18 protein-coding genes and 1 tRNA gene are annotated in these 19,796 nt (G+C 57.5%); 10 read left to right on the forward strand and 9 right to left on the reverse strand.

Going from position 1 to position 19,796, the window contains the following annotated elements; genetic code table 11:
* Positions 1-6: 6 nt before the first annotated feature.
* The 7 genes from ACZ5SR_RS12180 (at position 7) to ACZ5SR_RS12210 (ending at position 8,708) form a co-directional block, all read left to right on the forward strand.
* Positions 7-1,194 (forward strand): acyl-CoA dehydrogenase, encoded by a 1,188-nt coding sequence (locus ACZ5SR_RS12180; RefSeq protein WP_100117698.1) that lies wholly within the window; start codon positions 7-9, stop codon positions 1,192-1,194.
* Between the two features lie 131 nt (positions 1,195-1,325).
* Complete coding sequence (locus ACZ5SR_RS12185; RefSeq protein ID WP_464448930.1) at positions 1,326-1,970, forward strand: TetR/AcrR family transcriptional regulator; 645 nt, start codon at positions 1,326-1,328, stop codon at positions 1,968-1,970.
* 29 nt (positions 1,971-1,999) lie between these two features.
* The gene (locus ACZ5SR_RS12190; RefSeq protein WP_464448931.1) at positions 2,000-3,136 is read left to right on the forward strand and encodes an efflux RND transporter periplasmic adaptor subunit; all 1,137 of its coding nucleotides are present in this window, start codon (positions 2,000-2,002) and stop codon (positions 3,134-3,136) included.
* Positions 3,137-3,149: 13 nt separating this feature from the next.
* Positions 3,150-6,302 (forward strand): efflux RND transporter permease subunit, encoded by a 3,153-nt coding sequence (locus ACZ5SR_RS12195; protein WP_464448932.1) that lies wholly within the window; start codon positions 3,150-3,152, stop codon positions 6,300-6,302.
* A 40-nt stretch (positions 6,303-6,342) separates the two neighbouring features.
* On the forward strand, positions 6,343-7,002 hold the full coding sequence (locus tag ACZ5SR_RS12200; RefSeq protein ID WP_464448933.1) for a protein-L-isoaspartate O-methyltransferase family protein: 660 nt from the start codon (positions 6,343-6,345) through the stop codon (positions 7,000-7,002).
* Between the two features lie 11 nt (positions 7,003-7,013).
* Positions 7,014-7,343, forward strand: a complete 330-nt coding sequence (locus ACZ5SR_RS12205; RefSeq protein ID WP_464448934.1) for a rhodanese-like domain-containing protein — start codon at positions 7,014-7,016, stop codon at positions 7,341-7,343.
* A gap of 51 nt (positions 7,344-7,394) precedes the next feature.
* A complete protein-coding gene (locus ACZ5SR_RS12210; protein WP_464448935.1) occupies positions 7,395-8,708 on the forward strand; it encodes a TolC family outer membrane protein in 1,314 nt (437 codons plus the stop codon).
* Between the two features lie 158 nt (positions 8,709-8,866).
* On the opposite strand, the gene ACZ5SR_RS12215 is transcribed toward ACZ5SR_RS12210, so the two are convergent.
* Genes ACZ5SR_RS12215 through ACZ5SR_RS12240 form a run of 6 tightly spaced genes read right to left on the reverse strand, consistent with a single transcriptional unit; the run spans position 8,867 to position 15,374 of the window.
* A complete protein-coding gene (locus ACZ5SR_RS12215) occupies positions 8,867-9,847 on the reverse strand; it encodes a glycosyltransferase (protein WP_464448936.1) in 981 nt (326 codons plus the stop codon).
* Positions 9,848-9,864: 17 nt separating this feature from the next.
* A complete protein-coding gene (locus ACZ5SR_RS12220) occupies positions 9,865-10,656 on the reverse strand; it encodes a glycosyltransferase family 2 protein (RefSeq protein ID WP_464448937.1) in 792 nt (263 codons plus the stop codon).
* Entirely contained in the window at positions 10,653-11,504 is an 852-nt protein-coding gene (locus tag ACZ5SR_RS12225) for a glycosyltransferase family 2 protein (RefSeq protein ID WP_464448938.1), read from the reverse strand. Before ACZ5SR_RS12225 ends, ACZ5SR_RS12220 begins: the two co-directional genes overlap by 4 nt.
* Positions 11,505-11,509: 5 nt before the next feature.
* On the reverse strand, positions 11,510-12,865 hold the full coding sequence (locus tag ACZ5SR_RS12230) for a 3-deoxy-D-manno-octulosonic acid transferase (RefSeq protein WP_464448939.1): 1,356 nt from the start codon (positions 12,863-12,865) through the stop codon (positions 11,510-11,512).
* The gene (locus tag ACZ5SR_RS12235; protein ID WP_464448940.1) at positions 12,862-13,944 is read right to left on the reverse strand and encodes a glycosyltransferase family 4 protein; all 1,083 of its coding nucleotides are present in this window, start codon (positions 13,942-13,944) and stop codon (positions 12,862-12,864) included. Before ACZ5SR_RS12235 ends, ACZ5SR_RS12230 begins: the two co-directional genes overlap by 4 nt.
* A gap of 26 nt (positions 13,945-13,970) precedes the next feature.
* Positions 13,971-15,374, reverse strand: a complete 1,404-nt coding sequence (locus ACZ5SR_RS12240) for a phosphomannomutase/phosphoglucomutase (protein WP_464448941.1) — start codon at positions 15,372-15,374, stop codon at positions 13,971-13,973.
* A 119-nt stretch (positions 15,375-15,493) separates the two neighbouring features.
* On the opposite strand from ACZ5SR_RS12240, the gene ACZ5SR_RS12245 reads away from it, so the two are divergent.
* Together ACZ5SR_RS12245 and ACZ5SR_RS12250 are read left to right on the forward strand one after the other, a co-directional pair.
* On the forward strand, positions 15,494-15,994 hold the full coding sequence (locus tag ACZ5SR_RS12245) for a methylated-DNA--[protein]-cysteine S-methyltransferase (RefSeq protein WP_464448942.1): 501 nt from the start codon (positions 15,494-15,496) through the stop codon (positions 15,992-15,994).
* 13 nt (positions 15,995-16,007) lie between these two features.
* Entirely contained in the window at positions 16,008-16,904 is an 897-nt protein-coding gene (locus tag ACZ5SR_RS12250; protein ID WP_464448943.1) for a DMT family transporter, read from the forward strand.
* Here ACZ5SR_RS12250 and ACZ5SR_RS12255 read toward each other — a convergent pair.
* Complete coding sequence (locus ACZ5SR_RS12255; RefSeq protein ID WP_464448944.1) at positions 16,885-17,934, reverse strand: RNA methyltransferase; 1,050 nt, start codon at positions 17,932-17,934, stop codon at positions 16,885-16,887. The genes ACZ5SR_RS12250 and ACZ5SR_RS12255 overlap by 20 nt on opposite strands.
* A gap of 17 nt (positions 17,935-17,951) precedes the next feature.
* Positions 17,952-18,173, reverse strand: coding sequence for a SlyX family protein (locus ACZ5SR_RS12260; RefSeq protein ID WP_464448945.1), 222 nt, complete (start codon positions 18,171-18,173; stop codon positions 17,952-17,954).
* A 178-nt stretch (positions 18,174-18,351) separates the two neighbouring features.
* Here ACZ5SR_RS12260 and metK point away from each other — a divergent pair, with 178 nt between their 5' ends.
* Positions 18,352-19,533 (forward strand): methionine adenosyltransferase, encoded by a 1,182-nt coding sequence (gene metK, locus ACZ5SR_RS12265; RefSeq protein ID WP_090047504.1) that lies wholly within the window; start codon positions 18,352-18,354, stop codon positions 19,531-19,533.
* Positions 19,534-19,715: 182 nt separating this feature from the next.
* On the opposite strand, the gene ACZ5SR_RS12270 is transcribed toward metK, so the two are convergent.
* Positions 19,716-19,792: transfer RNA gene (locus ACZ5SR_RS12270), tRNA-Asp, on the reverse strand.
* Positions 19,793-19,796: the final 4 nt, after the last annotated feature.

Genomic DNA, 19,796 nt, shown 5'->3' on the forward strand with positions numbered 1-19,796 from the left:
CCCCTCATGGCCACCACCAAAAACACCTTCAGCTGGGAAGACCCCTTCAACCTCAGCGCGCAACTGACCGACGACGAGCGCCAAGTGCAAGAAGCCGCCCGCGCTTACTGCCAAGAACGCCTGCTGCCCCGCGTGAAAGACGCGTTTTTGAACGAAACCACCGACGTGGCCATCTTCCGCGAGATGGGTGAGCTGGGCCTTTTGGGTGCCACCATCCCCGAGCAGTACGGCGGCGCGGGCCTGAACTACGTGTGCTACGGGCTGGTGGCACGCGAAGTCGAGCGCGTGGACTCCGGCTACCGCTCCATGATGAGCGTGCAGTCTTCTTTGGTGATGTTGCCCATCAACGACTTTGGCTCTGAAGCGCAAAAACAAAAATACCTGCCCAAACTGGCCCGTGGCGAGTGGATCGGCTGCTTTGGCTTGACCGAACCCAACCACGGCTCTGACCCCGGCAGCATGATCACCCGCGCCAAAAAGGTGGACGGCGGCTACAGCCTGTCCGGCGCCAAGATGTGGATCACCAACAGCCCCATCGCCGACGTGTTTGTGGTCTGGGCCAAGGACGATGGCGGCCAGATCCGTGGCTTCATTTTGGAAAAAGGCTGGAAAGGCCTGAGCGCCCCCGCCGTGCACGGCAAGGTGGGCTTGCGCGCTTCGATCACCGGCGAGATCGTGATGGACGAAGTGTTCTGCCCCGAAGAAAACGCCTTCCCAGAAGTGCGCGGCTTGAAAGGCCCGTTCACTTGCCTGAACAGCGCCCGCTACGGCATCGCCTGGGGCGCTCTGGGCGCTGCCGAAGACTGCTACGCCCGCGCCCGTCAGTACGTGATGGACCGCCAGCAGTTTGGCCGCCCCTTGGCCGCCAACCAATTGATCCAGAAGAAACTCGCCGACATGCTGACCGAAATCAGCCTGGGCCTGCAGGGCTGCCTGCGCTTGGGCCGCATGAAGGACGAAGGCACCGCCTCGGTGGACCTGACCTCCATCCTCAAGCGCAACAGCTGCGGCAAGGCGCTCGACATCGCCCGCATGGCGCGCGACATGATGGGCGGCAACGGCATCAGCGCCGAGTACGGCGTGGCCCGCCACTTGGTGAACCTGGAAGTGGTCAACACCTACGAAGGCACACACGATGTGCACGCCCTGATTCTCGGCCGCGCCATCACCGGGATTCCTGCTTTCTCGAACTGAAGCTTGGCTTTGATGAGCAAGAAGGGCTGCCCAATGGCAGCCCTTTTTTATTCGAGGTCCAAGGTGCGCTGGCGCCTTGACGAAGACTGTCACAGGCCGTATATTACTAACCAGTCAGTCATTAAATATTTGTGAACTCCACCGAAGCCATCGCTCCCCACAAACGCGAACGCCGCAAACAAGACCGCCCGGGTGAACTGCTCGAAGCGGCTTTGGATTTGTTTGTGGAAAAAGGATTTGCTGCGACGCGCGTCGAGGAAGTGGCCTTGCGGGCCGGCGTGTCCAAGGGCACGCTGTTTTTATACTTTCCCAGCAAGGAAGACCTGTTCAAAGCGGTGGTACGAGAAAACGTGGTGGCCCCCGTGACCCAAGGCGCTGTCGAAGTGGCGCAATTCCAAGGGAGCACGGGTGAGTTGTTGGAATGGATGATGCTGCAATGGTGGCGTCGTTACGGGGCCACCAAGGCATCGGGCATTTCCAAGCTGGTCATGAGCGAGGCCAGCAACTTCCCTGACCTGGCGATTTTTTTCCGCAACGAAGTGATCGAGCCCGCCCATGCCCTGGTTCGCAACGCATTGCAGCGTGGCATTGACCGTGGCGAATTTCGTCCAATGAACATCGATTTGACCCTGCATTCGGTCATGGCCCCGCTTTTGTTTTTGGTGATGTGGAAGCATTCCATGGGGCCATGCTGCCCCAACCACGAGCAAATTGACCCCGAAGCCTTCATTTCGCAGCACGCCCGCCTCATGGCGCGTGGCCTGTCCCAAGCTTGATATTCAACTGATTTTTTGCCCGATTCAACATGAAAAAGTCGACCCTCTGGTTTTTATCCGCCGTAGCTGCTGCCGTCTTGCTCGCCGGCGGTTCGCTTTGGCTGAGCCAGCGCCAGCCTGCCAGCGAAGCCGCCAAAACGAGCGCCCCGGCAACACCAGTCATTGAATTGAGTGCCAGCGATGTGGTTCGGGTCCAAAACATGGACATGGTGCTGGGCTTGCCCGTTTCTGGCACGCTCAAAGCTAGCCAAAGTGCCATGGTCAAGGCGCGTGTGGCTGGCGAATTGCTGGGCCTGGTGGTCCGCGAAGGGGATATGGTCAAGGCAGGCCAAGTGATCGCCCGCATCGACCCCACCGAATACCAAGCCCGGGAGCGCCAGGCCAAGCAACAAGCCGACGCCGCTTGGGCGCAAGTCGACATTGCACAAAAGCAATACGACAACAACAAGGCGCTGGTGGATCAAGGCTTCATCTCGCAGACCGCTTTGCAAAACGCCATGGCCAGCCTGAATGGAGCCAAGGCGACCCACATGGCAGCTGTGGCAGCACTCGATGTGACCCGCAAAGCCCTGGACGATGCGACCATTCGCACGCCCATCAGCGGTCAGGTTGCCCAACGCTTGGCCCAGCCCGGCGAAAGGATGGCGCTGGACGCCCGGATTGTGGAGGTGGTCAACCTCAGCCAGCTGGAGTTGGAAGCGGCTTTGCCCGCAACCGACGCGGGTCTGGTGCGCAAAGGGATGAAAGCCCAACTCAAAGTCGAAGGACAGGAAGAGCCCGTGGCAGCGCAGGTCCTGCGCATCAACCCCTCAGCCCAAGCGGCCAGCCGCAGCGTGCTGGTGTACCTGGGCCTTGCAGGCCATGAGGGCTTGCGCCAAGGCCTGTTTGCAGAAGGACTGCTGGGCACACGCACGGCGCAAGCGTTGGCAGTGCCGCTGTCGAGTGTGCGCACCGACAAGCCCCAGCCTTATGTGCAAGTGGTCGATGGCGATCGAGTGCGGCATGTGTTGGTAAAAACCGGCACCCGCACTGAAAAAACAAACCAAAACATCACCCTGACCTGGGTCGAAGTGGATGGGCTGAGCGAAGGGACCCAGGTGCTGATGGCCAGCGCCGGCGCTGTGCGCGAAGGCACGCTGGTGAAATTCACCGCTGGCGTGCGCTGAAAGAGGCCCATTCATGTGGTTCACCCGCGTCAGCCTGCAAAACCCCGTTTTCGCCACCATGGTCATGTTGGCCTTGGTGGTGCTGGGCATTTTTTCGTTCCAGCGCCTCAAAGTCGATCAGTTCCCCAACATCGACTTTCCGGTGGTGGTCATCAGCACCGAATACCCCGGCGCATCGCCAGAGATTGTGGAGAGCGAAGTCTCCAAAAAGATCGAAGAAGGCGTCAACTCGATCGCTGGCATCAGCGCGCTGACCTCGCGCAGCTACGAAAACCAGTCCGTGGTGATCATGGAGTTCCAGCTGCAGATCGATGGCCGCAAAGCGGCCGAAGATGTGCGCGAAAAAGTCGCCTCGCTTCGCCCTCTGCTGCGCACCGAAGTCAAAGAACCCCGGGTTCTGCGCTTTGACCCCTCCAGCCGTGCCGTGTGGTCGCTGGCTGTTATTCCAGAGGGTGACAAACTCAACGCAGTCGAGTTGACCAATTGGTCAGAACAGGTGCTGAAAAAGCGTCTGGAAAATGTGCGTGGTGTGGGCTCGGTCACCTTGGTGGGCGGCAGCAAACGCGAGATCAATCTGTATCTGCAACCGGCCAACATGGAGGCCTTTGGCGTGACCGCCGAGCAGGTGGTCAGCGCCGTGCGCAATGAAAACCAGGATTTGCCCGTGGGCGCGATCCGCTCGCTGGAGCAAGAGCGCATGGTGCAGATCAGCTCGCGCATGCAAAGGCCTGAAGACTTTGGTCGCATCATCGTGGCCCGCAAAAACGGCATCCCTATTCGCTTGTCGCAAGTGGCCACCGTGAAAGACGGCGCGCAAGAGCTGGAAAACCTGGCGCTCTACAACGGCCAACGTACGCTTTTGATGTCGGTGCAAAAGTCGCAGGATGAAAACACCATCCAAGTGGTCGATGGCCTGGTCAAAGCTGTGGCCGATTTGAAAAGCCAGCTGCCGCCTGGCCTGCGGCTTGAACCCATCACCGACAACTCGCGGCCCATCCGCGTGTCGGTGAACAATGTGCGCCAAACCCTGATCGAAGGGGCCATCCTCACGGTGTTGATCGTGTTTTTGTTCCTCAACTCTTGGCGCTCGACGGTCATCACAGGCCTGACGCTGCCGATCTCGTTGATCGGCACCTTCATGTTCATGCAGATGTTTGGCTTCACCATCAACATGATCACGCTGATGGCGTTGAGCCTGTGTGTGGGCCTGCTGATCGACGACGCGATTGTGGTGCGCGAGAACATCGTGCGCCATGTGCAAATGGGCAAGAACGCCTACAAGGCCTCTTTGGAAGGCACACAAGAAATTGGCCTGGCCGTGCTGGCCACCACCTTGTCCATCGTGGCGGTGTTTTTACCCATCGGCTTCATGGAAGGCATCATCGGCAAGTTCTTCCACGAGTTCGGCATCACCATCGTGGCAGCGGTGATGATCTCGATGTTCGTCAGCTTCACGCTCGACCCCATGCTCTCGAGCATCTGGCACGACCCAGCCATCGACGCGCACGGCAAAAGCCACGCGCCTGTCAGCTGGTACGACAAAAGCATTGGCCGCGTGACCGGCTGGTTTGACCGGAGCACCGAGCGCCTGGCCGATGGCTACCAGGGCATCTTGCGCTGGGCGCTGGTGCACAAGAAGTCCACCGTGTTTCTGGCGCTGGGCATTTTTGTGGCCAGCGTGTTCATGGTCAGGCTGCTGGGCACCGAGTTCGTGCCCAAAGCTGATTTTTCTGAAACCTCGGTCAAGTTCGAAACCCCGGTGGGTACTTCGCTCGAGGCGACCGAGGCCAAAACCCGCCAGGTCGAGGCCATCCTGCGCGACTTCCCGGAAGTGCGTTACACCGTCAGCACCATCAACACCGCCAACGCGCAAGGCAAGAACAACGTCAACCTGTACATCCGTTTAGTGGACCGCAAAAACCGCAGCCGCAACGCCGACCAAATGTCTGCCGTGCTGCGCGAACGTCTCAAACAAGTGCCCGGCATCGCGGTCACGCACACCGGTTTGCTGGACGCCATTGGCGGCAACAAGCAAGTCGAATTTTCGCTGCAAGGCCCCGACCAAAAAGAGCTGGAACGACTGGCGCTGCTGGCCTTAGCCAAGGTTCGCGACATTCCCGGCTTGGTGGATCTGGACTCCAGTGTGAAACCCAACAAACCTGTCATCGGCATGGAAGTGCTGCGGGACGCAGCATCTGACCTGGGCCTGGGCACAGCGCAGCTGGCATCGCCGCTGCGCATTTTGGTGGCGGGACAAACCGTGGGTAACTGGCGTGCGCCAGACGACCAGACTTACGACGTGAACGTGCGCCTTGCACCCGAGGCCCGCAACAGTCCCCAAGACCTGGAACGGCTGCCCTTCATGGTGACTGTGCCCGATGGCACTTCGCGCACCGTCCGCTTGGGCCAGGTAGCCCGCGTGAGCGAAACCACCGGTTCTAACCAGATCAACCGGCGCGACATGATGCGCGAAGTGGCCATCAACGCCAACGTGTTCGGGCGCGCTGCGGGTGAAGTGTCCGCCGACATCCGCAAGGCCATGGACAGCCTGAACCTGCCGCCCGGCTACCGCTACAGCTTTGGTGGCTCCACCAAGAGCATGGGCGAGTCCTTTGGCTATGCCTTGTCGGCCCTGGCCATGGCGGTGATCTTTATTTACATGATCTTGGCCAGCCAGTTCAAAAGCTTCTTGCAGCCCCTGGCGCTGATGACCTCTCTGCCGCTGACCCTGATCGGCGTGGTCCTGGCCCTGATGGCGTTTCGCTCGACCCTGTCGATGTTCTCCATCATCGGCGTGATCATGCTCATGGGCCTAGTGACCAAAAACGCCATCTTGCTGGTGGACTTTGCCATCCGCGCCCGTGAGGACGGGCTGGAGCGCAGCGAGGCCTTGTTGCTGGCAGCCAAGGTGCGGCTGCGCCCGATTTTGATGACCACTTTGGCGATGATTTTCGGCATGGTGCCGCTGGCCTTTGCACTGAGCGAAGGCGCCGAGCAACGCGCGCCCATGGGCCAAGCGGTCATTGGCGGTGTCATCACCTCGTCCTTGCTGACCCTTGTGGTCGTGCCCGTCGTTTACTGCTACATGGACGACTTGGCCCAATGGCTGCGCCGAAAAGCTGGCCTTGCACCCGAGCGTCAGGGACAAGACACGTCCGCCCCTTAAAATCAACTCATTTAGCGATAACCCCCTCAGGAGTACCCGAATGGATCTGAATCAAGCCCGATTCAACATGATCGAACAGCAAATCCGCCCTTGGGAAGTGCTGGACCCCCAAGTACTGGATCTGCTCTCCGTCGTGCGCCGCGAGGACTTTGTGCCGATGGCGCACAAAGCCCTGGCTTTTGTTGACATGGAAATCCCTCTGGGCGCTGCAACCAACCAGGTCATGTTGGCCCCTCGCGTTCAGGCCCGAATGCTGCAAGACCTGGCCGTGAAGAAAACCGACAAAGTGCTGGATATCGGCACGGGATCCGGTTTCATGGCCGCCTTGCTGGCGCACCAATCGTCCAGCGTGCTGAGCCTGGAAATCGATGCCAATTTGGCCGCCCAAGCCCAAGCCAACCTGCAAAAAGCTGGCGTGACCAATGCGGTTGTGCGCACGGCCGATGGCAGCCAGGGTGCACCAGCAGACGGACCTTTTGATGTGATCGCGCTCAGCGGATCGGTGGCCGAAGTGCCTGCCGCATTGCTGCAGCAACTCGCCGTGGGTGGCCGCCTTGTCGCCATCGTGGGTGAAGAGCCCATGATGCGTGCCACGCTGATCACCCGAACCAGCGACAACAACTGGACCACGACTGAGCCTTGGGATTGCAACGCCCCTCGCCTGAGTGGTTTCCCCGAGCACTCACGGTTCGAGTTCTGAACGGGCACGCCATGGAACAAATCACCCCCGCACAGCTAGCCGATTGGGCCAAAGGCCAGACACAACGCCCCATCCTGCTGGATGTGCGTGAAGGCTGGGAGGTACAAACTGCCAGTGCCAAGACCGATGCGCTGGACTTTGTGCACATGCCCATGCAAACCATTCCGGCCCGCTTAGATGAGCTGGACAAGTCTCGCCCAATTGCCTGCCTCTGCCACCACGGTAGCCGCAGCATGCAAGTCGCGGCATTTTTGCAACAGCATGGCTTCCAGGTGGCCAACGTCTCGGGCGGCATCCACGCATGGTCGGCGCAATTGGACCCCAGCATTCCGGTTTATTGAGTCAGCTTTTAGCCCCCAGTCGGCCCGACATTTTTTAATCAAAGACCCGCCATGAAACTGCGCACCTTGCCCTTGACTTTGGCCTTGATGGCCGCCTTTGCAGGCACCGCCCAGGCCCAAAGCCTGGCCACGCTCTACGAAGCGGCCAAAAGCCACGATGCCACCTTCAAGTCGGCCCGCTCGCAGTACGAGGCCACACTGGCCCGTGCCGAGCAGGCCAAGGCCTTGCTGCGGCCCACGGCAGGTTTGGGCGGCAACCTGTCCGAGACCGATCTGGACAACCAGAGCAATGCCCTGGGCAGTCGCGCTTTCGGCACCCGTGCGCTCACACTCAGCGCCAGCCACCCGCTGTATCGCCCAGCCAACCAGGCCAGTTACGAACAAGGCATGAAGCAAGTGGCCCAGGCCCAGGCCCAGTTGAAAGTGGCTGAGCAAGAGCTCATCGTGCGACTGAGCCAGGCTTACTTTGACGTGTTGACCGCGCAGGAAAGCCTGAATTTTGTTAAAGCTGAAAAATCATCAGTATCTGAACAACTTGCCGCAGCCAAACGCAAATTCGAAGTGGGTACCACCACCATCACTGACACGCGTGAAGCGCAGGCAACATTTGACCGTGTAACCGCCCAGGAAATAGCAGCCGAAAATGATTTGCGCATCAAGAAGCTGGTACTGGACGACACCGTGGGCCAACGCGAAGTCTCGCCCAAGCCTCTGCTGGGCGCCGTCAATATGGACGGCCTGCAAAGCGGCAGCATCGAGTCCTGGGTGGCGCAATCGGTGCAGGACAATGGCAACCTGACCCAAGCCCGCATTGCCCTGGAAGTGGCCCAACTTGAAATCACAAAAGCCCAGGCCGCCCTGCGCCCCACGCTCGACCTCACGGGCAGTTACGGCATGACGCGTTACCGCAATGGCGCATCAACCCAGCCAAACACCAACGCGGCCACAATTGGCTTGGCCTTCAACTACCCGCTTTACACCGGTCAGGCCAGTCAAAACCGCATCAAAGAAACTGTGGCCCTGGAAGACAAGGCCAAGAACGACCTCGAAGCGAGCCAGCGCAGCGTGGTGCAAGCTACCCGCACCGCCTTTTTGGGCCTGCAATCAGGCCTCAGCCAGGTCAAGGCTTGGCAGGCGGCAGAAGCCTCCAGCCAAAGCGCTTTGGACGCCAGCAAACTGGGCTACCAGGTGGGCTTTGGTACCAATATTGAAGTACTCAACAGCCAAAGCAAGCTGTTCCAGACCAAACGCGATCTGGCCAAAGCGCGTTACGACGTGTTGCTGGGGCAGATGAAGTTGCGTCAAGCTGCGGGAGTGCTGAAGGTTGAAGATGTGCAAGCATTGAATGGACTTTTTGGGCAATGAATCTCTGCTGAAGTGCCATTTGGCAGCGATTTAACATGACCAATCTGAACGTCTGAAATAAAAATACCAGCCCAAATGGGGCTGGTATTTTTTTGGGGGGCTGCAATTGCAAGATTGACTGATGTTGCGGAATCGTTTTCTGAATCAAGGAAAACACATCAAGACTTCCAAGGCAACAATTGATGCCCATTCTCTTTCAGAACCGGCTGTGATGCATTCATGCGTTCACCATCCAGAATACGTTGATACTTTTCCAGATACCCTCGTGCCATCGCCACATGGTTGAATTTTGAAACAGCCCACTCATGGCATTCGCGAGAATCAAACTTGATACCCTGAACAGCCTCCGCGAGCTCGGTAATGGAGTTAGACAAGTAACCGTGCTGAGGCAATACAAGCTCCGGCAATGCCCCATAAGGCGTTGAAAACACCGGGTTACCGAAATACAGACTCTCAATCACGGCCAAGCCAAAAGGCTCATTCCAGCGGACAGGAAAAATCATCCCCTTGGATTCGTTAAGCAACCGAAACTTCAAGGCGCCACCCACCATACCGTGAAAATGAATGGATCGCCACGGGGTAAATCGGAAAGTGCGCGACAAATTCAACCGTGTTCCGCCCAAGACGGCCAATTCCACATCCGCTTTGCGAGCCACCTGAATAGCGCCTTTCAGGTTCTTGACAGGCCAAGAGCCTTTACCCAAAAAATGATGACGGCGGCGCGGCATTGTCCAATCGACGGCACCATAGGCTGTCCAATCTAATCCGTTGTAAACAAATTCCTGAGAGCCATAGCGTTCTGCATGGTTTTTCGAAATAAAGACCGTATTTAATGGGAAAGGGTATTCCCGTTTGCTATTGCCATGCTCTGTAACCAAATATGGAAAATCTGGTTCCTTTTCCGTGTTGGACTGAAAGTGAACGATGTCAAAGTCACGTTGTGGAATTTGATCCATCACGGATCTAGAAGAGTCTATAAAAATAACACTAGCAAAGTCACAACTTGATCCTTCCGGAACCAAAAAAGTCACTTCGTGCCCCAATTCAATCAAGCCTTTGGCCAAATCCCAAACCACACGCTCAGTCCCTCCGTAAGAGAAGACTGGAATCTTAGTTTGATGCACAAGTAATACTTTCATCATCTTTTCCAAAAAAGTTAGCGTTTGAATAAAGCAACACTCGGTTGCTTAAAGTCATATTTCAGAGCGGCGTAGCGGAAAAAACACTCGAGTGCGATGAAGAAGCAGAACAAGAATCCTTCTGCACCACAAAGAAACCCTCTGCGGAAAACGTAGAGCTTGAGAAAAATGGCAATCGCCGACGCAAAGCCGCGGAGCACGCCGCCCGTTTTACCGACTTGCGCTCTTTTCGCTGCCCCATGCTGTACGTATTGGGCCAGTTTGAGCAAACTACCATGCACGGTTTCACGGGAATAGTGCAATAAGCGCTCGCGAAATTTGATTACGGAGCGTGAACCGTTGCGCATCACGGCTCCCTCATGAACAACACCGTCAAATCTTTCAATTGAGGCTGTTTTAAATAATCGCTGGACCCCTGCCGTTGATTTCATCAGCGTAAGCGGGCGGCCGTAAGCCACCTGGTTCCATAAAACTTCCCAAATGGCATCGCGTTGGCTGGCCACTGCGGCACTAATTTCTTCAGCCAGCACGTCACCAATGACTTCATCTGCATCCAAAAAGAAAACATAGTCTGCTTTGATGTGTTGAAGCAAGCGTGTCCGTTGAACAGCAAAGCCTTGCCAATCATCATAGCGATGAGTTTCAGCACCCATTTCCAAGGCAATCGCAAGTGTGCGGTCTGTACTGCCACTGTCCACGACCACAATCTGGTCTGCAAACTTGGCGCTTTGAATGCATTGGGCAATCCGACGCTCCTCATTCATCGTCAAAATGCCAATGCACAGGGTGGGTCGATCTAAAGGCTTCATGATGCATTCCATTCCAAAAGCCCACGCCAGCGCCCCCACATACGGGCCACCAACTTGGGAGAAAACAGGATGACCCGCAATGGCAGAGCCAAGGTGGTCATCCAGATCAGTTGTCTTTGCAGGCGTTTAGCCGCCCTCAAGGACTCATGTTTATTCAAAAAAATAAGCTTCGATTGTGCATGGTGATACCCGCGCAGATACTCACTCCGCCAAGGAGAATTGCCTCTCACAGAGCCTCTTGAGCGGTGAAGTACCTTCACCTGAGGGCACAAAACTATGGGCAGCTTCGCCTGAAAAAGCCGCAGACACAAATCATCGTCTTCGTAGTACAAAAAGAAACGCTCATCAAAAAAGCCTGCGGTTGCCATGCGGCTCATGCGCAAAAGCATCACTGCACCACAGACAAAGCCAACACACAAGGGCCCCTCTGCAGCGGCTCCGCGACTGGTCCAATACGAAGAGGGCCATCGGTAATTGACTTCTGCTTTACCTTCAGCAGCCACGAGCTGCGGCGCGACAAGGGCAGCATCAGGCCAATCTTCTGCAGCGGCCAGCAAATCGCCCAGCGCTTGTGCTGTCATTTCACAATCGGGATTGAGCAACAAAGAAAAAGGTGTTTTGACGTGCTCAAGTGCTCGGTTATTGGCTGAACCGAACCCGAGGTTTCGTCCATGTGACAAAACATGGGCATGAGGCCAAAGCATCTGCGCCTTAAGTGCCGTATCGTCATCGCTGCCGTTGTCGGATATCACGACATGGGAGCAAAGGGACAACAATGGGGCGAGCATTGGCAAACAATGCGCACTGTTGAAAGTCACAACCACCACCGTGACTTGTGAAAAATCCATAGGGGTCATACAACAGTCCCGCTCATGTTGAGGTGTTTTGACGAACGCAATGCCTGAATGTGCCGAGCCACGGACCCACGCCCGTTTTGAAGCAACTGAACTGCAGCCATTTGCGCTTGATCAAGCCATTGGGGATCGGCCAATACCAAGGCCACATGGTCCAATGCGGCATGCATATCTTGTACTTGCAATGCAGCGCCTTCTTTCTTCGCCAAAGCAGCAGCCTCAGAAAAATTGAAAGTATGCGGCCCCATGACCACTGGACATCCGCAAGCAGCCGCCTCGATGAGATTTTGCCCCCCCAAGGGTGCAAAGCTGCCGCCCAGCAGCGCCATGCGACTCACAAGGTAATAGGCCTGCATTTCACCCAAGCTGTCGCCCAAAACCACATCGGTCGATGCCAGGGTCTGGTCATCCGGTACACCCTCTGCCCACACACTTCGGCGAACACAACGCAATCCGGCTTGTTCAATCAAGTCATACACCTCATCAAAACGCTGAGGATGACGAGGTACAACCAACCACAAAATATTGAACGCATTGAGTCGAGCCAAGCGTTCGGGATCTGACTGCAAAGCCTGCAACCACAAAGACTCCTCCCCCTCTCGTGTGCTGGCCAGCATCACGACTGGACGAACGGACAAAGAACTCTGCCAGCACTTGGCCAGGGCTCTTGCATGCTCTGAGATGTCTACGTCGAATTTGAGATTGCCCATCACCCGAATATCCTGGCAACCCAATTTTTTCAATCGCTGCGCATCCGCTTCTGATTGAGCAAGCACCAAACTCAAGCCCCGATAGGCAGGACCAGAAAGCACGGCCCAACGCGTGGCTTGACTAAAGGATTTTTCGCTCATGCGCGCATTGAGCAAACACAAAGGCACGGCCGCGCGCTGGCAGGCCAAAACCAAACGTGGCCAAACTTCGGTTTCCATGAGCAGCCCAACTTGGGGTTTGAAATGCATCAAGAACCGATGCGTTGCCTGCGCTGTGTCCCAAGGCAACCAAGCCTGCACATCTCCGGGCAGCAGCAAAGATCGCCCCTGCACCCAACCTGTTGCTGTGCTGTGCGTCAACAAAAGTCGCATCCCAGGATAAGTGGCTCGCAAAGCTGGCAAAAGGAGGGCTGCGGCGCGGGTCTCACCCAAGGAAACTGCATGCAACCAGACAAAGCTACCCGTAGGAATGTCGCCGGTATAAAAGCCAAAGCGTTGCGCCACATTCAGCCGATATTCCGGCTCTTTCTGAGCACGACGACTGAGCTTTCGGCGAAGTACGGGCTGCAAAGCCCTTAACAAAAGATCGTAGGCAGTCAACGCCAACCGCTCGACCCACGTCAACGTGCGGGAGGCCTGAGTCATCCAGCACTGGCCTTTTCAATGAGTCCACGATAAACACGGCCGATACCCTCTGCCTCACGGGCCAGAGAAAAATGCTCCGTCACACGCGCACGCGCAGCCTCTCCCATGCGGACGGCATGCACCGGATCAGCCAAGACGGACACCACAGCGCGGCGCAGGCCGTCGACATCGCCGGTATCCACCATTTCTCCTGTTTCTCCGGGTATGGTCAATTGATCAAAGGCACCCGTTCGCGAACACACCAAAACGCAGCCGGTCGCAGCTGCCTCAAAAGGTGTGAGTCCAAACGGCTCGTAGCGTGGGCAAGCCACACACAAGAGACAGCGTTGGTACCACAGGTGCACCTCACCGGCAGGCACCTCCCCCAGAAAAACGATGCGATCGTGCAAGCCTGCGTCATCGATCTGACGCTGCAGATCTTGCTGGTAGGCCTGATGCTGGGGCTGAGCCAATCCAGCGATGACCGCCGTGGCACCCGGCAGTTGCGGCAAGGCCTGGATCATGGCTTGCACAAACACATCGCTGCCCTTATCGGGTCGCACACGGCCAAACACACCGATGCCGTATTCACCTGGCAAGCCTGAATCAGCCCAAGCTTTCAGTTTGTCAGGCGGAGGACTGAAGCGCGACAAATCAATGCCATGCGGAACCACTGCGGTGGTATTGGGCACAAAGCTGGCAGCCAAAGGGGTGGTGGAGATGACCGCGTCCATTTTGGAGATCAGCCACCGTGGAAACCAGCCATGCAAATGTTGGGCGGCCGAGGTAAACACCAGCTTGATGGGCAGACGCAACACATCCCGCGCAAAAATGGCGACCATCATTTCCGGATCACGTCGCACATGCCAGATCCTAAAAGCGCGCCCGGCGGGCGGCTTGCGCGACAGCTCAATCGCCTGCCCCAGCGACATGCCATCGATGCCGTTGGACATGCGTGTGCCACAAAACCCCAAATGCCACTGCTTGGCCTGCAAGGGCACGAGCGCATTGATGGTGGCTGACACGCCTGTGTAGCGCTGCTTGAGGTTGAAGACGATGACCTCAGGGTCTTGGCTCAACACAGAATCGGGCTTGTTCATGGATCATTTTTCCTGGGCTGACCGGCTCAATGCGCCGAAGCGCCCACTTGCGCATCGGGTTTGACCGAACGCAACAGCGCAAGCATCTCAGCTTCGATCCTGTGCAAGGCCGCTTCGGTCTGGCCTTCAAAACGCAACACCAACACCGGCGTGGTGTTCGATGCCCGAATCAGGCCAAAGCCATCGGGCCAGTCCACGCGCAGGCCGTCGATGTCAGACACTTTGGCGGGGGCGCTGAAAGCGCTCGCTGCTTTGGCCTGCAAGGTCTTAGTCACGCTGTGCGGTTCGCCTTCGGCGCAGGCCACATTCAACTCTGGCGTGCTGAAGCTGGCGGGCAAGGCGTTGAGGATGGCATTGGCATCGGGAGACTTGCTCACGATTTCGAGCAGGCGACAGCCTGCGTAAGTACCGTCGTCAAAACCAAACCAGCGCTCTTTGAAGAAGATGTGGCCGCTCATCTCGCCACCCAAAGGCGCTTGGCCACCTGCTGCCTCAATGGCCTTCATTTGTGCCTTGATGAGCGAGTGCCCGGTTTTGTACATCAACGGCTTGCCGCCCGCAGCTTCAATGGCTGGGGCCAAGCGCTGAGAGCACTTCACGTCAAACAAAATGGTGCCGCCTGGCACGCGACTGAGCACATCTTGAGCGAACAGCTGCATCTGGCGGTCGGGGTAAATGTTGTTGCCATCCTTCGTGACGATGCCCAGGCGGTCGCCATCGCCATCAAAAGCCAAGCCCAGCTCAGCCCCACTGGTTTTGAGCGCTTGTATGAGGTCTTGCAGGTTTTCGGGTTTGCTCGGGTCGGGGTGGTGGTTGGGGAAGTTGCCATCGACCTCGCTGAACAACTCAACCACCTCGCAGCCCAAGGCACGGAAGATGGCAGGGGCTGAAGCGCCGGCAATGCCGTTGCCCGAATCCACCACGATCTTCATTGGGCGCGCCAAGCGGATGTCACCGACGATGCGCTGCGTGTAATCTGCCAACACATCCAGAGAGCTGACACTGCCGCCTTCGCGCAGCTTCCAGGTTTCGGTCTCCATCATTTGGCGCAAAGCCTGTATCTCGTCGCCGTAAATGGCGCGACCTGCCAGCACCATTTTGAAACCGTTGTAATCTTTGGGGTTGTGGCTGCCAGTCACCTGAATGCCACTTTGGCAAGCGGTGTTCGCGGCAAAGTACAAGATCGGTGTGGTCGCCAGACCAATGTCGATCACCTGTACACCTGCAGCGACCAAACCACGAATCAGTGCTGCCGACAAAACGGGGCCGCTCAGACGCCCATCCCGCCCCACGGCGACCGTGGTCTGTCCTTCTGCCATCGCCTGAGTTCCAAAGGCTCGCCCCAGCCCTTCAGCCACTTGCTCGTTGAGGGTGGACGGCACCACGCCGCGAATGTCGTAGGCTTTGAAGATCGAAGGAGTGACTTGCATGGTGTCGAGCCAACAAAAGAGGCTGTTCCAGAGTAAAGAGATGACCTACATTGTAGGTGTCGACACGCACCTGCCACGCCCCACTCAGACTGGCTGAAACGATCGCCAAAAATCACATGATGAAAAATTGCAGCACACATGCCGTCAACAGTCCATTGGGCCTGATCACCCTTGCCGCCAGTGAAAAAGGTTTGTGCGGACTCTGGTTTGAAAACCAGAAACACGGCCCAAGCCTGACAATGATTCAGTCTTGGCGCATCGACCCGAGCAATACCTTTCTACAGCAGACCCAAACGCAATTGCTGGCCTATTTTTCTGGACAACACACGGTATTCAATGTGCCATTGGACTTGTCCGCCGGAACCCCTTTCCAGCAAGCCGTCTGGCAAGCCCTGCTCACCATCCCATCGGGTTCCAGCCAAAGTTACGGTCATCTGGCAAGGCAATTGAACAATCCCAAAGCCGTGCGCGCCGTCGGCGCTGCGGTGGGGCGAAATCCGGTGAGTATCATCGTGCCCTGCCACCGCATCTTGGGTTCGGGTGGTCAACTCACCGGCTATGCCGGCGGTCTGTGGCGCAAACAGGCCCTGCTGAAACTCGAAGGCCACCCGGCTGTCTAACAAATCCCCTTAAATGACTTCTTCTCACGCCAAAGGCTGGCTGGCCGACTTTTTGCTGCTGGCCGCCATCTGGGGCTCTTCGTTTCTGTTCATGCGCCTGGCAGCGGTGGAGATGGGCGCTTTGCCTACTGCGGCCATTCGGGTGGCCATTGCCTCACTGTTTTTGCTGCCCCTGATGTTGGCCAAAGGCCATTGGGGAGCACTGCGTCAACACTGGAAGCCCGTCCTGTTTGTCGGCGTGCTCAACAGCGGCGTGCCGTTTGTCTTGTATTCCTTTGCGGTGATGCACATCACCACGGGTTTTTCATCCATCCTGAACGCCACCGTGCCCTTGTTTGGCGCGGTGGTGGCTTGGGTCTGGTTGGGTGACAAGCCCAGTTTGTCTCGCACAGTGGGCTTAGGCATCGGTTTCGGCGGCGTTGTGTTGCTGGCCGGAGGGCAAGCCAGCTTCAAACCCAACGACTCAGGCATTGCTCCAGCCTGGGCGGTGCTCGCTTGCTTGGCTGCCACCACTTGCTATGCCTTGGCAGCCAGCTTCACCAAGAAACACATCCCCAGTCTGCCGCCACTCGTCACGGCCACCGGCAGCCAGATTGGCGCCACATTGGCCTTGGCATTACCAGCACTGTGGTTCCGCCCTGACCACTGGCCCAGTGCCTCGGCCTGGGGGTCATTGATCGTGGTTGGGGTGCTGTGCACCGGGGTGGCCTACATTCTGTACTTCAAGTTGATCGAAAACTCAGGACCTGCACGCGCCCTCACCGTCACCTTTTTGGTTCCGGTGTTTGCCATCGCCTATGGCGTGCTGTTTTTGGGCGAGAGCGTCACCGCCTGGATGCTGCTCTGCGGCGCGGTGATTTTGCTGGGCACTTCGCTCTCCAGCGGCTTGGTCAGACTGCCGGGGCGTTGACCCGTGGGTACAGAGTGACAGGCTTGACTCGCTGCACATCGCGCGCCCTGAGCTGCCCACAGCCCCCATCCACATCTTGCCCCGCTGACTGGCGCAACTTGGTCAGCACCCCGCGCTGGTGCAGCGTGCGGGCAATGGCGGCGGCCTTCTCCCAACTCGGTCTTGTATAAGGTAAATCGGGCACCGCGTTGTACGGGATCATATTCATCAGTGCGTATTTGCCCTTCAGCAATCGCACGATGCCCTCGATTTCCTGGTCACTGTCGTTCACGCCCTCGATCAGCGTCCACTGATACTGGATTGGATAGCCAGTGGCGCGGGCGTACACCTCGCCCGCCGCCACCAGATCTTGCGGGTCAAAGCGTGGGGCTCGGGGCAGCAACTGCGCACGCAATTCGGCCCGGGTGGTGTGCAGCGACAAGGCCAGCGCAGGTTTGACGCGGCCTTGGGGCAGCCGCTCAAAAACACGCGCATCGCCCACGGTCGAAAACACCAAATTCTTGTGCCCGATGTTGCCCACCGTGCCGAGCAGGTCGATGGCCTCCATCACCGCATCCAAGTTATGCGAAGGCTCGCCCATGCCCATGAACACCACTTTTTTGACGGGTCTGAGCGTGCGGGCCAACACGACTTGCGCCACGATCTCGGCGCTGCCCACCTGCCGGATCAAACCCTCTCGCCCCGTCATGCAAAACACACAACCGACTGCACAGCCCACTTGGGATGAAACGCACAAGCCGTCGCGCGGCAGCAGCACGCTTTCCACCGTCTGGCCGTCTTGCAGGCCCACCAGCAAACGGGCCGAACCGTCTTGGCCGGGGTGTTCCTCGCGCAAGGTGGCCAGGCCTGCCAGCGTGGCGCTGAGCGCGGGCAAAGCTTCGCGCACCGTCGTGGGCATGAAGCTTTCCAGCGGTCTGCGACCGCTGTCCTGCGGTTTGGCTTGCGTCCAAAGGCGCAGCACGCGTTGCACATGACGCTCATTCGCACCCAGCGCAAGCAAATAGTCACGAATGTCCAGAACGCTGAGCATGGTCGTCACAACCGTTGTCAGTAATGGGGCGGGATTTCGTCGCGCAGGTTGCGCATTTCAGCGCCGCCGCCAGATTCGGGCAGACGGTCTCGCATTTGCCGCAACTCGGCCATCAGCGTGTCGATTTGCAGCTGTTGGCGGTACACCTGCGCATTGAGCTGGTCAAGCAGGTCTTCGGTGAAGCCCGCCTTGATTTCGAGGTCAACCAAGCGGTTTTCAATGGGGGAAGGAATGTCCATGCCTGTATTGGACATGATTTCGGGCAGGACTTTTTGAGATCTTTTATAATTTAGATATCGCCGAGTTATCTGAACTACTTGCAGGGCGATTTATAAATCCTGCTAAAGCGTTCGCCAGGCTCCGGGTTTTCAGGGTCGGCAACGCCGACAAACCCCTGAAAATTTAGGAGCTTTTTTCATGTCCAGTAATTTCCTCTTCACCTCCGAATCCGTCTCGGAAGGCCACCCAGACAAAGTGGCTGACCAAATATCTGACGCGATTTTGGACGCCATCTTCGAGCAAGACCCACGTTCACGCGTGGCTGCTGAGACCCTGACCAACACCGGTTTGGTGGTGTTGGCGGGTGAGATCACCACCAACGCGCACGTCGACTACATCCAAGTCGCCCGTGACACCATCAAACGCATCGGCTATGACAACACCGACTACGGCATCGACTACAAAGGTTGCGCAGTCATGGTTTGCTACGACAAGCAATCTAACGACATCGCCCAAGGCGTGGACCACGCGTCTGACGACCACCTCAACATTGGCGCGGGCGACCAAGGCCTGATGTTTGGCTACGCTTGCTCAGAAACACCTGAGCTGATGCCCGCCCCCATCTACTACGCACACCGTTTGGTCGAGCGCCAAGCCCAGCTGCGCAAAGACGGCCGCTTGCCCTTCTTGCGCCCTGACGCCAAGAGCCAAGTGACCATGCGTTATGTGGACGGCAAGCCCCACAGCATCGACACCGTGGTGCTGTCCACCCAGCACAGCCCCGACCAGTCGGAAACATCGACCAAGATGAAGGCCAGCTTCACCGAAGCCATCATCGAAGAGATCATCAAGCCCGTGCTGCCCAAAGAGTGGCTGCAAGACACCAAGTACCTGATCAACCCCACCGGCCGTTTCGTCATTGGCGGCCCTCAGGGCGATTGCGGTTTGACGGGTCGCAAGATCATTGTGGACACCTACGGCGGCGCTTGCCCACACGGTGGTGGTGCGTTCTCCGGCAAAGACCCTTCGAAAGTGGATCGCTCGGCCGCTTACGCCGCCCGATACGTGGCCAAAAACATCGTAGCCGCCGGCCTGGCCACCCAGTGCCAAGTGCAAGTGGCTTACGCGATTGGCGTGGCCCGCCCAATGAACATCACGGTGAACACCGCTGGCACCGGCGTGATCTCTGACGACAAGTTGTCAGCCTTAGTGGCCGAGCACTTTGACCTGCGGCCCAAAGGCATCATCCAGATGCTGGACCTGCTGCGCCCTATCTACAGCAAGACAGCCGCATACGGTCATTTTGGCCGCGACGAGCCAGACTTCACTTGGGAGCGCACCGACCGCGCAGCCGCACTGAAAGCAGCCGCTGGCCTGTAAAGCCTGAACCATGGGCTGATGAGCTCATAAATAACAAAGCCGTTCAACGCAAGTTGAGCGGCTTTTAATTTTGTGTGCAAACCCCAAATGTTGTGAATTTTGTCACGCGGTGCAGCAGCGCGAAAGACGGTCGAAAATAAAAAAACCGCTGTAAATCAGAAATTTACAACGGTTTTTCGTTTTGGCGGAGTGGACGGGACTCGAACCCGCGACCCCCGGCGTGACAGGCCGGTATTCTAACCAACTGAACTACCACTCCTGGT

It is taken from the genome of Limnohabitans sp. TEGF002, assembly GCF_055395845.1.